General features: G+C 59.3%; 12 protein-coding genes and 1 pseudogene. 7 read left to right on the top strand and 6 right to left on the bottom strand.

The annotated features are described in order from the left end of the window. Positions 1–55 precede the first annotated feature (55 nt). A pseudogene (locus AC3IP0_RS04415) lies at positions 56–295 on the bottom strand (YebG family protein); the annotation flags it as partial. A gap of 276 nt (positions 296–571) precedes the next feature. Here AC3IP0_RS04415 and AC3IP0_RS04420 point away from each other — a divergent pair. Next, positions 572–1,072 (top strand): phosphate-starvation-inducible protein PsiE, encoded by a 501-nt coding sequence (locus AC3IP0_RS04420; RefSeq protein WP_150812780.1) that lies wholly within the window; start codon positions 572–574, stop codon positions 1,070–1,072. Here the strand turns inward: AC3IP0_RS04420 and AC3IP0_RS04425 are convergent. Then, positions 1,069–1,383 (bottom strand): DUF3509 domain-containing protein, encoded by a 315-nt coding sequence (locus tag AC3IP0_RS04425; protein ID WP_489326715.1) that lies wholly within the window; start codon positions 1,381–1,383, stop codon positions 1,069–1,071. The two genes, AC3IP0_RS04420 and AC3IP0_RS04425, sit on opposite strands and share 4 nt — an antisense overlap. 242 nt (positions 1,384–1,625) lie before the next feature. Next, positions 1,626–3,002 carry an L-serine ammonia-lyase gene (locus AC3IP0_RS04430; protein ID WP_489326716.1) on the bottom strand — a complete coding sequence of 459 codons (1,377 nt, stop codon included), beginning with the start codon at positions 3,000–3,002 and terminating at the stop codon, positions 1,626–1,628. Positions 3,003–3,137: 135 nt separating this feature from the next. Here AC3IP0_RS04430 and AC3IP0_RS04435 point away from each other — a divergent pair, with 135 nt between their 5' ends. The 5 genes from AC3IP0_RS04435 (at position 3,138) to AC3IP0_RS04455 (ending at position 9,190) form a co-directional block, all read left to right on the top strand. Next, complete coding sequence (locus AC3IP0_RS04435) at positions 3,138–4,085, top strand: LysR substrate-binding domain-containing protein (RefSeq protein ID WP_008046773.1); 948 nt, start codon at positions 3,138–3,140, stop codon at positions 4,083–4,085. 214 nt (positions 4,086–4,299) lie between these two features. Then, a complete protein-coding gene (locus tag AC3IP0_RS04440) occupies positions 4,300–4,707 on the top strand; it encodes an HPF/RaiA family ribosome-associated protein (RefSeq protein ID WP_489318397.1) in 408 nt (135 codons plus the stop codon). A gap of 255 nt (positions 4,708–4,962) precedes the next feature. Next, positions 4,963–5,535 carry an RNA polymerase sigma factor gene (locus AC3IP0_RS04445; RefSeq protein ID WP_489318398.1) on the top strand — a complete coding sequence of 191 codons (573 nt, stop codon included), beginning with the start codon at positions 4,963–4,965 and terminating at the stop codon, positions 5,533–5,535. Then, complete coding sequence (locus AC3IP0_RS04450) at positions 5,532–6,521, top strand: FecR family protein (RefSeq protein WP_489326718.1); 990 nt, start codon at positions 5,532–5,534, stop codon at positions 6,519–6,521. The genes AC3IP0_RS04445 and AC3IP0_RS04450 overlap by 4 nt, the downstream gene beginning before the upstream one ends. Positions 6,522–6,760: 239 nt before the next feature. After that, positions 6,761–9,190, top strand: a complete 2,430-nt coding sequence (locus tag AC3IP0_RS04455; protein WP_489326719.1) for a TonB-dependent siderophore receptor — start codon at positions 6,761–6,763, stop codon at positions 9,188–9,190. 59 nt (positions 9,191–9,249) lie between these two features. Here AC3IP0_RS04455 and AC3IP0_RS04460 read toward each other — a convergent pair whose 3' ends face one another. Continuing rightward, positions 9,250–10,125 (bottom strand): helix-turn-helix domain-containing protein, encoded by an 876-nt coding sequence (locus AC3IP0_RS04460; protein ID WP_489326720.1) that lies wholly within the window; start codon positions 10,123–10,125, stop codon positions 9,250–9,252. Positions 10,126–10,276: 151 nt separating this feature from the next. Between AC3IP0_RS04460 and AC3IP0_RS04465 the strand changes: the two genes are divergently transcribed. Further along, entirely contained in the window at positions 10,277–11,179 is a 903-nt protein-coding gene (locus tag AC3IP0_RS04465; protein WP_489326721.1) for a DMT family transporter, read from the top strand. Between the two features lie 6 nt (positions 11,180–11,185). Here AC3IP0_RS04465 and AC3IP0_RS04470 read toward each other — a convergent pair whose 3' ends face one another. Both AC3IP0_RS04470 and AC3IP0_RS04475 read right to left on the bottom strand, forming a co-directional pair. Next, positions 11,186–11,695: a DUF2165 family protein gene (locus AC3IP0_RS04470; RefSeq protein WP_489318403.1), complete on the bottom strand. Its 510-nt coding sequence runs from the start codon at positions 11,693–11,695 to the stop codon at positions 11,186–11,188. A gap of 195 nt (positions 11,696–11,890) precedes the next feature. Next, on the bottom strand, positions 11,891–12,865 hold the full coding sequence (locus AC3IP0_RS04475; protein ID WP_489326722.1) for a 2-hydroxyacid dehydrogenase: 975 nt from the start codon (positions 12,863–12,865) through the stop codon (positions 11,891–11,893). Positions 12,866–12,943 lie beyond the last annotated feature (78 nt).

Raw genomic sequence — 12,943 nt, forward strand, 5'->3', positions numbered from 1 at the left:
CCTCAACGACCTCGGTCGCTGCAACAGGTTGTGCGACTTCAACCGGTGCGCTGAGCAGTTCGGACAGGGCGTCCGGCTGGCTCTTGAACGCCTTGGCGAACACCTCGCGATTTTTCGCCATGTAAATCCCGGCTTCTTCCACTTGCTGCTCGGTCAGGGACGGAACGGCTTTTTGCAACACTTCAGCCAGCAATTCGGCCAGTTCGAGCATTTTGTCATGACGGTCAGCTTCGGCTTTATCCATGAACAAGCGCTCCAGATCTCGGCTGCTGCGGTATACCACTTCGACGGCCATTCACCACCTCACATGCCTTCACATTGGTTGTCGATTTCGACTACTGTATCTATATACAGCTAAAGGATAAGCGAAACCCTGTCTTTTGGGTAGTGGCTTTTTAATGTAGACCGGATTCGAGATTTGTCAGGCGAGGCGCTGCACGGGTGCGACCAAACGCCACGGCGCGTAATCCAGAGCGGCTCGCCATCATGGGCTGGCCTTTTTTCTGCATGCAGAAAAACCGTCACGTCCAACCCGCATCATCCGGTCGAATCGACCTAAGGAAGCAGCATCGTGAAAATCAACTGGGCCGAAAAACTGCGGCAGAACGTGCATGAACTGGCCGAGTCCCTGGGCAATCTGTTCGTCGAAACCTTTCATTACCTGGCGCTGTTCGCCATTGGTGCGGTGACCGCGTGGGCGGCGGTGATGGAATTTCTCGGGATGATCGAAGAAGGGCACATCAAGATCGATGACATCTTGCTGCTGTTCATCTACCTGGAACTGGGGGCGATGGTCGGGATTTACTTCAAGACCAACCACATGCCCGTGCGCTTCCTGATCTACGTGGCGATCACCGCGCTGACGCGGCTGCTGATTTCCAACGTTTCGCACCACAACCCGCCGGACCTGGGGATCATCTACCTGTGCGGCGGGATTCTGCTGCTGGCGTTTGCGATTCTGGTAGTGCGTTACGCTTCGTCGCAATTTCCTTCAGTGAAGATCGAAAACCCACACCGCAAAACAGGTACGGGCTCCAGTGAACATCCGGAAGTAGAAAAGGGCGAGCTTTAAAGCCCCATGGCGGGTTGGGGACGGCCATTGGCTGGTGGCGGCAGGCTGTGCGTGCCGTCATCGGTCATGGATTCGAGGATGGCCACGGCGCTGTGGCCCTGCTCGATGGCAATGCCGAACTGAATGCTCTGCACCAGTCGTTTCAGGCGCTCGGGGTCATTGCGTTGTTCGGCGCTGATCATGCGCTTTGCGACTACGCGTCCACTGTTGGACAGGGTCAGCATGATGCTGCCATCCAGGCCCTGAATGCTCAGGTTGATCTGGTAATCCGCTGCAAAGGCATCGGTAATGAGCTGGAAAGGGTTGTCCATGATGCGTCACCGCCTGATTGAACGTGCAGTTGTTGACCGGCCGTGATCGGGTTGGTTCGCAATGCCAGACCACCGGCCATCTCGCCATCATTGTTCCAGCAGGGAAGTAGCAAGGCCCATGCCGGAAAATTGTCGGACAAAAAAACCGGTAACAGAAAGGCGGACACTGAGGCCCGCCTGGTTTTTGTCTGCCTTAGCCTGCCCGTTTCAGGGCAATAACGGCTGGCGTGCAACCAAAACGGTCAACACTCCACCCAGTTCACCGCAAGTCCGCCCCGTGACGTCTCTTTGTACTTGTCGTGCATGTCGGCCCCGGTATCGCGCATGGTGCGGATCACCCGGTCCAGGGAGATGAAGTGTTTGCCGTCGCCGCGCAGGGCCATTTGCGTGGCGTTGATTGCCTTAACCGCGGCGATCGCGTTGCGCTCGATACACGGTACCTGGACCAGTCCGCCAACCGGGTCGCAGGTGAGGCCGAGGTTGTGTTCCAGGCCGATTTCGGCTGCGTTTTCCAGTTGCTCCGGGGTGGCGCCAAGCACCTCAGCCAGGCCTGCGGCGGCCATGGCGCAGGCGGAGCCGACTTCACCCTGGCAGCCGACTTCGGCCCCGGAGATCGATGCGTTTTTCTTGCACAGGATGCCGACCGCAGCTGCACCCAGGAAGAACGCGACCACGTCGTCGTCAGACGCATCGGCATTGAACTTCATGTAGTAGTGCAGCACCGCTGGAATGATCCCCGCTGCGCCGTTGGTCGGCGCCGTGACCATGCGCCCGCCGGCGGCGTTTTCTTCGTTCACGGCAAGGGCGTACAGGTTGACCCATTCCATTGCCGACAAGGTGGACGTAATGACATTCGGCTTGCCGATTTCCTGCAGGCTGCGATGCAGTTTCGCCGCTCGACGCGGAACATTCAGACCGCCGGGCAAGATGCCTTCGTGGCGCAAGCCCTGCTCGACGCATTCGCGCATCACCGACCAGATTTGCAACAGGCCCTGGCGGATCTCTGCGTCACTGCGCCAGGCCCGTTCGTTGGCCATCATCAGTTCGCTCACCCGCAGCCCGTGCTGGTTGCAGAGCTTGAGCAGTTCGGCGGCGCTGGAGAAATCGTAAGGCAGCACCACATCGCCGGCCGGTGCGATCCCGGATTCGGCTTCGGCCGCTTCGATGATGAAACCGCCACCCACCGAATAATAGGTTTGCTCGAACAGTTCGCCGGTTTCACCGAAGGCTGTCAGGGACATGGCGTTGGGGTGATAGGGCAGGCTCTCGTTAAGCAGCAGGAGATCGCGTTGCCAGTCGAAGGCAATTTCCGTTACGCCTGCCAGGCACAGTTCGCCGGTTTCACGCAGGGTGTGAATACGGCTGTCGATGGTGGTTGGATCGATGCGGTCGGGCCATTCGCCCATCAGGCCCATGACGCAGGCGCGGTCCGTTGCGTGGCCGACACCGGTCGCCGAAAGAGAACCGTAAAGACGAATTTCGACGCGTCGCACGTCAGCCAGAAAACCCTGATCGACCAGCGCTTGGGCAAAGGTTGCGGCAGCGCGCATCGGACCGACGGTATGGGAACTGGAAGGACCGATGCCGACTTTGAAGAGATCGAAAACACTGATAGCCATGCTAAAGCCTGTACATGCAATGGAAGGGAAATCGCTGCCATTTCTGTAGGACAAGCGCAATTTGGGCGATACTGCCTGTCACGATCCCGCGTGACCAACGAAAATTCCTAAGACATCCTTTAGCAGGACTAAACGATGAGTCGTCAATTACACGCCCAGACGTATGTCTGGCTGAACGTGTTTGCCTGTGCCGCGCGGCACCTGTCGTTCACCCGATGCGCCGAAGAACTGCACATCACACCGGGAGCGGTCAGCCAGCAGATCCGCCAGCTGGAAGAGCGCCTGGGCTTTCGCCTGTTTCACCGCCGCGCCCGAGGGGTGGAGCTGAGCGCAGAAGGTCAGCGCCTGGCCATTACCGTCAACGAGGCCTTTGGCAGTATCGACGCGGAATTGCGGCGACTGGATGCGGGCATGATCAGCGGGATTCTGCGGGTGCGTTCGATTCCGTCGTTCCTGAGCAAATGGCTGACGCCGCGCCTGCCGCGTTTGCAGCAGCGTTTTCCGGACATTCAGTTGCGCCTGGTGGCCGAGGACAGCAGCGTGCCGTTGCATGAAGGCGACTTCGACCTGGCGATCGACCTGAACGACGGCAGCTACCCGGGCCTGTTATCCACAGCCTTGCTCGATGAACAGATTTTCCCGGTGTGCGCGCCGAGTCTGTTGCGTGGTCGCCCGCCGCTGCACGGTCCGGCAGACCTGATGCACTTTCCCTTGCTGCACGACATCACCGCCTGGCGCGGCAGCTACGAGTACGCGGAGTGGGAGTTTTACCTCAATGCCATCGGCTTCGAGGGGGCGGATGTGCGACGCGGGCATACCTTCAATCGCAATCACCTGACGATCGAAGCGGCCATCGCCGGGATGGGCGTGGCGATTGCCCGACGAACGTTGCTCAATGATGAGTTGGAGCGCGGGGCGTTGATCGTGCCGTTTGGCCTGGCGGTGCCCAATCACAAGCGCTATATGCTGCTTTACGCACCGGGGGCGTTGAGCCATCCGGGTGTGCGCGCGGTGCACGATTGGTTGGTGGAGGAGGCGGGTGCTTTTCGCAGCCTGCACCCGTTGGGGGAGCGGCAAATGTGAGCAATTATTACGTAAGAGCAGGGCGACCCAACTCCCGACCTTAACAGCGCTTTTACCGGTTGTCCGGCTTTTTTTGCGATTGAAAATTTATCTTTTTTAGGGGGTTGAATTGTTCAGCGTACAGACCGATTGTGTAAGTAAGAGGTCACGGTGATGACGCCCAAGGGCTTAGCTGACCGGCCTCTCGCGAGCTAGCTGAAATAAGGGATGAACTATGCAAATCCAAGTCAATAGCGATAACCATATTCAAGGCAGTAAACGACTGGAGGAGTGGGTACGTACGACCATTGAGAGCACGCTCGAACGCTACGAAGAGGACCTGACACGGGTCGAGGTTCACCTGCGGGACGAGAACGGCGACAAGCCGGGTCCCCACGACATGCGCTGCCAGCTGGAGGCGCGGCCAAAAGGCCATCAACCGGTTTCCGTCACCCATAAAGCCTCCACCATGGAGCAGGCGATCGACGGAGCGGCCACCAAGCTTGAACATGCGCTGGAGCATATGTTCGGCAAATTACGCGGCAAACGAGCCAATGTGGTACCCATCGAGAGTGCCGCCCATGCCGACCATCTGCTGGAAGAAGAGTTTCTTGAGAACGAACAGGCATCGCTTAACGGCTGACACCTGATTCACTTTTTTACCTTCCCATGAAAACGGGCCTGCATTGCAGGCCCGTTTTGTTTTCGGTGGCTTTTGGATTCCATGGCCATTGGCATGGGCTGTGGAGGCAACCAGGTTTGCGGTGCAACCAACGGGCGTAATAGAGGGCTGCACCCGATCCTTTTGCATATGAGAATATTTATCATTAATATTGCGGCCTTGCCGGCCCCCTGACGCTGTCGTGGCCTCACCGGTTTTCAGATCGAAACATGAACGATGATCACTCTGCCCCCCGACCCCCACGATATCGAGCGCGATCAACAGCGCGGCGACCGTGCGCATTTTCTCCAGGTGTTTCTCTCCCAGCGTTCGCAGATGGAAGCACTGGTGAGTCGGCGTGTCGGTTGCCGGGCGACGGCGGCTGACCTGGTACAGGATTTGTTCCTGCGTTTCTGGCGGCGGCCGCTGGTGCAAGTCGAGGAACTCAGCACCTACCTGTTGCGCTGCGCCGGCAACATCGCCATCGATCACTTGCGCAGTGAAGGCACGCGGGTCCGGGCCAGCGAAGGCTTGATGGTCGAGCCACCGGATAGCCATGGCAGAGGACCGCAAGCGGCGCTGGAGGCGGGCAACGATCTGCGCCACGTCGAAGCCGCGTTGCGCGCGTTACCGGAGCGCACGCGGCAGATCTTCTTGCTCAATCGCATTCACGGCCGCAAATACGCCGAGATCGCCAAGGCCATGGGCTTGTCCCAAAGTGCCGTGGAAAAACATATGATGCGCGCCCTCGAAGCCTGCAAGGCCAGCCTTCGGGAACCCGAGCCGCGTACGCCAGGGAAAGCACCGTGAACCACTTCGAACGCGTCATTCCGACGCCCGCTCAGGAACAGGCCGCGTTGGCCTGGCTGAGTTTGTTGCATGACCAGCCCAGCAGCGGTGACCAGGTGACGTTCAGCCAATGGTTGCAGGCCGACCCCGCCCATGCCGAGGCCTATGCCCAGGCGCAAGTGCTGTGGGAGTTGAGCGAAGGGCCGGCGCGCGCGCTCGCCGATGAAGACGCTTTTGCCTTGCGGGGCTATCTCAACGCCATGGACAAGCCGCGGCAGAGTACTGTCGGGCGCTGGTCCGCTGCGCTGGCGATGGCCGCGTGTCTGCTGTTGATGATCAGTCTCGGCACAGGCTGGCAGCCAATGCGCTGGATTGATGACCTGGGGGCGGATTACGTCTCGGCACCGGGGGAAATTCGCACCGTTACTCTGGCCGATCAGTCGCAGGTGACACTGGATGCCGACAGCGCCATCGCCGTGGATTTCGGCCGCGGCGAGCGGCATGTGCAACTGCGTCGCGGCGCCGGTTTTTTCAGTGTTACCCACACCGGCGAGCCGTTTGTGGTGGGCGCCGAGAAGGGCCAGACGCGGGTCCTGGGTACGCAGTTCGAAGTCCGTTTACAGCCCCACGGTGCACAGGTCACGGTGCTGTCGGGACGAGTTGGCGTCGCGGCGGAGCAGAACGCCGAACAGCAAATTCTTACCGCCGGCCAGCAAGTGGCCTACGGAGAAGGCTCGGCGCAAACACTCCACGCGGTGGACAGCGAAGCGCAGTTGGCATGGCGCCAGGGCTGGCTCAATTACTACAAGGCGACGTTGGCCGATGTGGTGCAGGATTTGGCGCGTTATTACCCCGGACGGATCGTAATACTCAACGATGAACTGGCGACGCGCCGGGTCAGTGGCAGCTTTCCGAGCAGGAACCCGCAGGCGGTGTTGAGTTCGTTGCAGGGAGTGTTGGGGTTTGAGCAGCATCAGGTTATGGGGCATCTGATTATTTTGCGTTGAATCGATTGGCCCCATCGCGAGCAAGCTCGCTCCCACAGGTATTGAGTCGGTCACAGTATTGGGGCAACACATAACCCTGTGGGAGCGAGCTTGCTCGCGATGGGGCCAGTTCAAACACCACATCACCCTGAATAAAAATATTTTCAGATTTTTGCTGAGGTAAACCCGATTGCCATCCGTGTAGTGACTGAAACTGCGAGTCATTCGCATCCGTTGCGGTTCTACACAGGTCATGAGTCATGAAGTCCAGGGCAAAATCGGGGTCGGTCAAACAATGGTTGGGTGTGTCTGCGTTGAGCTTTTCGGCCTTGGCCTTGTTGCCGCTTAGCGTGGCGCTGGCCGCAGAGGCGGGTAGCAGTCAGCCCCGTGGGCAATTCAATTTCGCGCTGGCCGCCAAACCGCTGCCCCAGGCCCTGAGTGATTTCAGCCGAGTGACCGGCATCAGCGTCGTCTACACCGATGAAGCGCCGTACGGCCTCAATGCGCCGGCCATCAATGGCCAGATGAGCGCCGAACAGGCCCTGCAACGACTGCTCACTGGTTCGGGCTTGACGTTCCGTCGTACCGACGGCCACACCATTGCGCTGGAGCCACGGCCGATTGAAGGTGCGTTGAACCTGGGCGCGACCACCATCACCTCGGTGATGGATGACTCCATGAGCTACCAGCCGCCACCGACCTCTTCGGTGATGCGTTCTTCGGTCCCGATTCAGGAAATCCCGCAGACTATCAATGTCGTCCCGGCCCAGGTCATCCGCGACCAGGCGCCGCGCAATCTTGATGACGCCCTGGCCAATGTCAGCGGCATCACCCAGGCCAACACCCTGGGCAGCACCCAGGACTCGGTGATGGTCCGTGGCTTTGGCGACAACCGTAATGGCTCGATCATGCGCGACGGCATGCCGATCGTGCAGGGGCGTGGCCTCAACGCCAGCGTGGACCGGGTCGAAGTACTCAAGGGTCCGGCCTCGTTGCTCTATGGCATCCAGGATCCGGGCGGCGTGGTCAATATGGTCAGCAAGAAGCCCGAGCTTGAGCAGTACAACGCACTGACCGCGCGCGGTTCGAGTTATGGCGATGGCAAGAACGGCAGCGGCGGCGGTCTCGACAGCACCGGAGCCCTCGGCGATTCCGGACTGGCCTACCGGATGGTTCTGGACTACGAAGATGAGGATTACTGGCGCAACTTCGGCGTGCATCGCGAGAGCCTGATCGCGCCATCCCTGGCCTGGTATGGCGAAAGCACCACGCTGCTGTTCTCCTATGAGCACCGCGAATTCCTCACACCGTTCGACCGCGGCACGCTGATCGATCCACGGACCAACCATCCGCTGGACATCTCGCGCAACGAGCGTCTCGACGAACCGTTCAACAACATGGAAGGGCGTTCGGATCTCTATCACTTCGAGGCCGATCACGAACTCAACGACAACTGGAAAGCCCATTTCGGCTACAGCTGGAACCGCGAAACCTACGATGCGAGCCAGGTGCGCGTGACCGCCATCGACACCAAAAAAGGCACTCTGACCCGCAGCATGGACGGCACCCAGAATGCGATCAGCACCGACCGGTTCACCACTGCGAGCCTCGAAGGCAACGTGAACGTGCTTGGCATGCAGCACGACCTGCTGTTCGGCGTCGATGACGAGTATCGCAAGATCTACCGCGAAGACCTGATCCGCCAGAAAAGCCTGACCACATTCAGTTACGTCAACCCGGTCTATGGTCGGGAAGTGGCGGGCACCACCGTCAGTGCGGCCGACAGCGCGCAGACCGATGAACTGCGCAGCGATTCGGTCTTCCTGCAAGACTCCATCCACCTCACCGATAAGTGGATTCTGGTGGCCGGTGCGCGTTTCCAGGCTTACGACCAATACGCCGGCAAAGGCGTGCCGTTCCACGCCAACACCGACAGCAACGGGCAGAAATGGGTACCGCGCGCGGGCCTTGTGTACAAGTACACCGATGCCTTGTCGTTCTACGGCAGCTACACCGAGTCGTTCAAACCCAATTCCACCATCGCGCCATTGAGCGGCAGCAGTACCGTGCTTGACGGCGGCATCGCGCCGGAAGAAGCCAAGTCCTGGGAGCTGGGTGCCAAGCTTGATCTGCCGGGCCGCGTCACCGGCAACATCGCGCTGTTCGACATCAAGAAACGTAATGTGCTGGTGGCCAACGCCGAAGGCCCGACCACGATTTACAGTGCCGCCGGTGAAGTGCGTTCCCGTGGCCTGGAGGTGGACCTGAGCGGTCAGCTCACCGATCGCTGGAGCATGATCGGCAGCTACGCCTACACCGATGCCGAGGTTACCGAAGACCCGGTTTACAAAGGCAATCAGTTGCAGAACGTGGCGAAGAACAGCGGCTCGCTGTCGGCCGTCTATGACTTCGGCAGCGTCATTGGCGGCGATCAACTGCGGGTTGGCGCCGGGGCGCGTTATGTGGGTGAGCGCGCGGGCAACGCGGTGAACGATTTCGATCTGCCGAGCTACACCGTGGCCGATGCGTTCGCCACTTACGACACCAGGGTCGAAGGGCAGAAGGTCAAGTTCCAGCTCAACGTGAAGAACCTGTTCGACCGCACCTACTACACCTCGGCGGCGAGTCGGTTCTTTGTTTCCATGGGGGATTCGCGGCAGATTTCGCTGTCCAGCACGCTGGAGTTCTGACGACAGACCGCGTCATCGTTCCGACGAAGGCGGCAAGTGTGGCGCCGAAAATCCCGGATCTAGCGCAAAAACGCCTGCCGATACTCACCGGGCGTCCCGCCAAGTGACTGGCGAAACCGGTTGGTGAAATGGCTGGCGCTGGAAAAACCGCAAGCCAGTGCAATCTCCCCCAGTGGCTGCGAGGTCGTGCGCAGCAACTCCCGCGCCCGGTCAAGGCGCCGCGCCAGCACGTACTGGTGGGGTGGCAAGCCGAAGCTTTCGCGGAACATCCGCGCGAAGTGGTATTCGGACAACGCGCACAACGCCGCCAATTGACCGAGGCTGATGGCCTCGTCCAGATGGCTGTCGATGAACTCCACCAGATGCCGACGCTGATGCGCGGCCAGCCCGCCTTTGAGGCGCAAGCCCTGACGCACGTTGACCTGGCTGAGCAGGGCATGGCTGAGCAATTCGTGAGCCAGGCTGCTGGTGAGCAGGCGCTCGCCCGGCTCGTCCCAGTTCAAGGTGATCAATTGCCGAAAGCGCAGCGCCTGCTGCGGATCATCGAGAAAGGTCTGTTCGCGCAGTTGCATTTCCCGTGGCTCGCGATCGAGCAGGGTGACGCAGCCGAGGGCAAATTGTTCGGGGCTGAAATACAGGTGTGCCAGGCGAATATCGCCGTTGATCACCCAGCCTGACTGGTGTTCGGCCGGGAGGATGCACAGTTTGTCCGGGCCACCCTTGTTGCCGGGTTGGTCGCGGCGAAAGGTGCCGGTGCCGCCAGCGATGTAACAGGACAACGTGTGGTGGCTGGGCGCTTCGTATTCCTGGGCGTCGTGGTGATTGCTCCACAAGGCTGCAGACAAGCCGTCACCGAGCTCGGCGCTGTGCTCCAGGCGAGCATTCAGCGAACGGTTGAGGGCTTGAAAGACTTGTAGGGTATCCAGTGCAGCCATGATCGTTGCTCTCTAACACCTGCATCCAACGCCCTGCATCCTACTCCGTAGACGCGTGCCTGCCAGCCTGTCGCCAGACAAAAGCGCAAGTTTATGCAAGTGCGCCCAAGCGTGGCGCCGGACACTGGACGCCTATCGAGGAGCCTTAGTCATGAACCTTTCTTTGTACCTGCTGACCGTGTTGATCTGGGGTACCACCTGGATTGCCTTGAAATGGCAACTGGGCGTGGTGGCCATTCCCGTGTCGATCGTCTATCGCTTCGGCCTCGCCGCGCTGGTGCTGTTCGTGATCCTGCTGCTCAGCCGACGCCTGCAAGTGATGGACCGTCGCGGGCACCTGATCTGCCTGGCTCAGGGCTTGTGCCTGTTCTGCGTCAACTTCATGTGCTTCCTCACAGCGAGCCAGTGGATTCCCAGCGGTCTGGTGGCCGTGGTGTTTTCCACCGCCACCCTGTGGAATGCCCTCAATGCGCGGGTGTTCTTCGGTCAGAAAATCGCCCGCAATGTGCTGATGGGCGGTGCGTTGGGCCTGCTGGGGCTGGGACTGCTGTTCTGGCCGGAGCTGGTCGGGCATACCGCGAGTCCGGAAACCTTGCTCGGTCTCGGTCTGGCCCTGTGCGGCACCTTGTGTTTCTCGGCGGGCAACATGCTTTCGAGCCTGCAACAGAAGGCCGGTCTCAAGCCGCTGACCACCAATGCCTGGGGCATGGCTTACGGGGCGGCGATGCTCACGGTGTGGTGCCTGGTCAAAGGCATTCCCTTCGACATGGAGATGAGCGCGCGTTACATCGGGTCACTGCTGTACCTGGTGATTCCAGGCTCGGTGATCGGGTTCACCGCTTACCTGACGCTGGTCGGGCGCATGGGGCCGGAACGTGCTGCCTACTGCACTGTGCTGTTCCCAGTGGTGGCGCTAAATGTCTCGGCGTTCGCCGAGGGTTACCAGTGGACCGCTCCGGCACTGGCGGGGCTGGTGATGGTCATGTTGGGTAATGTGTTGGTGTTTCGCAAGCCCAAGGCAAGTGCCAGTCCGGTGGCGGGCAAGCTGGCCTGAAACTATTCAGGTATCCTTTGCTGCTAACAGATAAATAATACCGAAGAACATGTATTCAATGTGGGTTTGCGCCCATTCAAAGGCATTGGCCTGTTTGGAATACTCTAAGTCGAACCATTCGTTTAGTATGATGATGTAGAAAGTCTGATACGCAAAAATGGCTGTAATAAAGCCTATTATGGAAAATTTTTTGGATTCGTGGAACTCGCTGTGTGGTGCGCCGAGTTTGCGGTAGAGTTGATAAGTTCCAACTATGAAGCTACATGTGAATATGGTCTCGAGTGTGATCAGTGCCCAGTAAAAGCGGTGGTGAAACAGGGTTGAGCTGATGGCGCGGTAACGACGGGAATCATTGCCGACGGTGTCGCTCATGCTGATGATTCGCCCGATGTACTCGGCGTATGCAGTGTAGTCGGTAATGTTGTTGATAAGGGTCGTTGTACCGAATAATGCCGCCATGAAGACAACTAATAATTTGCTCCGCCTTACCAGGCAGGTAGTGGTGAAATAGCTCATGCAGGATGCTCTCCGAATGTACGATTGATACGTTCTTGTCTTTCGGAGTTTATAGGTGTTTAGATGGTGTGAGGGTGAAGAGTGCTTTGCGAGTTATGTCGCTTGTTATATGGGTTGGGTGGTAAGTTGTTTAAGGAAGATGTTTTCCAGACTTTATATAAAGTGGCACGCCGATTATGACGTGCCATTGTTCAATCAGACTTTCCAGACCTGCGGGTTGACCAGGTCCTGCGGTCGTTCGCCCAACAGGGCACTGCGCAGATTGGCCAGGGCACGGTTGGCCATGGCATCGCGGGTCTCATGGGTGGCCGAGCCGATGTGCGGCAGGGTCACTGCGTTTTTCAACTGGAACAGTGGCGACTCGGCCAACGGTTCTTTTTCGTATACGTCCAGCCCGGCACCACGAATGCGGTTGTTTTGCAGCGCTTCGATCAGCGCCGGTTCATCCACCACCGGACCACGGGAAATGTTTACCAGGATCGCGCTCGGCTTCATCAGCGCCAGTTCGCGATGGCTGATCAAGTGTCTGGTTTTCTCGCTGAGTGGCACCACCAGGCAGACGAAATCAGCTTCGGCCAGCAATTGATCGAGGCTGCGGTACTGTGCGCCGAGTTCCTTTTCCAGCTCGGTCTTGCGGCTGTTGCCGCTGTAGATGACCGGCATGTTGAACCCCAGGCGACCGCGTCGGGCGATGGCCGCACCGATATTGCCCATGCCGACAATGCCCAGGGTCTTGCCATGCACATCGCAACCGAACAGCTGCGCACCGACAGTGGCCTGCCATTGCCCGGCCTTGGTCCAGGCATCCAGTTCGGCGACGCGACGGGCGCTGCTCATCAACAGGGCAAACGCCAGGTCGGCGGTGCTTTCGGTCAGCACATCCGGCGTGTTGGTCAGCATGATCCCGCGTTCGTTGAAGTAGGCCAGGTCATAGTTGTCGTAGCCCACCGAGACACTGGACACCACTTCCAGGCTGGCGGCGTTCTCCAGCTGCGCACGACCGAGTTTGCGGCCTACACCAATCAAGCCATGGGCATGGGGCAGGGCTTCGTTGAACTGGGCATTGATGTCGCCGTTTTTCGGATTCGGCACGATGACGTCGAAGTCTTGTTGCAGGCATTCAACCATTTGTGGAGTGACGCGGCTGAACGCAAGGACGGTCTTTTTCATGGGGGGCGGGCTCGTCGGGCGGTGAAGAATGATGAGCACGCTAACATTCTTCACGGGATTTGTGCGAGTCGTCAGGCG

This window comes from Pseudomonas sp. GL_103, assembly GCF_057835175.1.

Bases quoted from the DNA above. Each gene is read 5' to 3' on its own strand.
- AC3IP0_RS04475 (WP_489326722.1), bottom strand. From the start codon at position 12,865: ATGAAAAAGACCGTCCTTGCGTTCAGCCGCGTCACTCCACAAATGGTT.
- AC3IP0_RS04435 (WP_008046773.1), top strand. From the start codon at position 3,138: ATGAGTCGTCAATTACACGCCCAGACGTATGTCTGGCTGAACGTGTTT.
- AC3IP0_RS04430 (WP_489326716.1), bottom strand. From the start codon at position 3,002: ATGGCTATCAGTGTTTTCGATCTCTTCAAAGTCGGCATCGGTCCTTCC.
- AC3IP0_RS04440 (WP_489318397.1), top strand. From the start codon at position 4,300: ATGCAAATCCAAGTCAATAGCGATAACCATATTCAAGGCAGTAAACGA.
- AC3IP0_RS04425 (WP_489326715.1), bottom strand. From the start codon at position 1,383: ATGGACAACCCTTTCCAGCTCATTACCGATGCCTTTGCAGCGGATTAC.
- AC3IP0_RS04445 (WP_489318398.1), top strand. From the start codon at position 4,963: ATGATCACTCTGCCCCCCGACCCCCACGATATCGAGCGCGATCAACAG.
- AC3IP0_RS04460 (WP_489326720.1), bottom strand. From the start codon at position 10,125: ATGGCTGCACTGGATACCCTACAAGTCTTTCAAGCCCTCAACCGTTCG.
- AC3IP0_RS04455 (WP_489326719.1), top strand. From the start codon at position 6,761: ATGAAGTCCAGGGCAAAATCGGGGTCGGTCAAACAATGGTTGGGTGTG.
- AC3IP0_RS04470 (WP_489318403.1), bottom strand. From the start codon at position 11,695: ATGAGCTATTTCACCACTACCTGCCTGGTAAGGCGGAGCAAATTATTA.
- AC3IP0_RS04465 (WP_489326721.1), top strand. From the start codon at position 10,277: ATGAACCTTTCTTTGTACCTGCTGACCGTGTTGATCTGGGGTACCACC.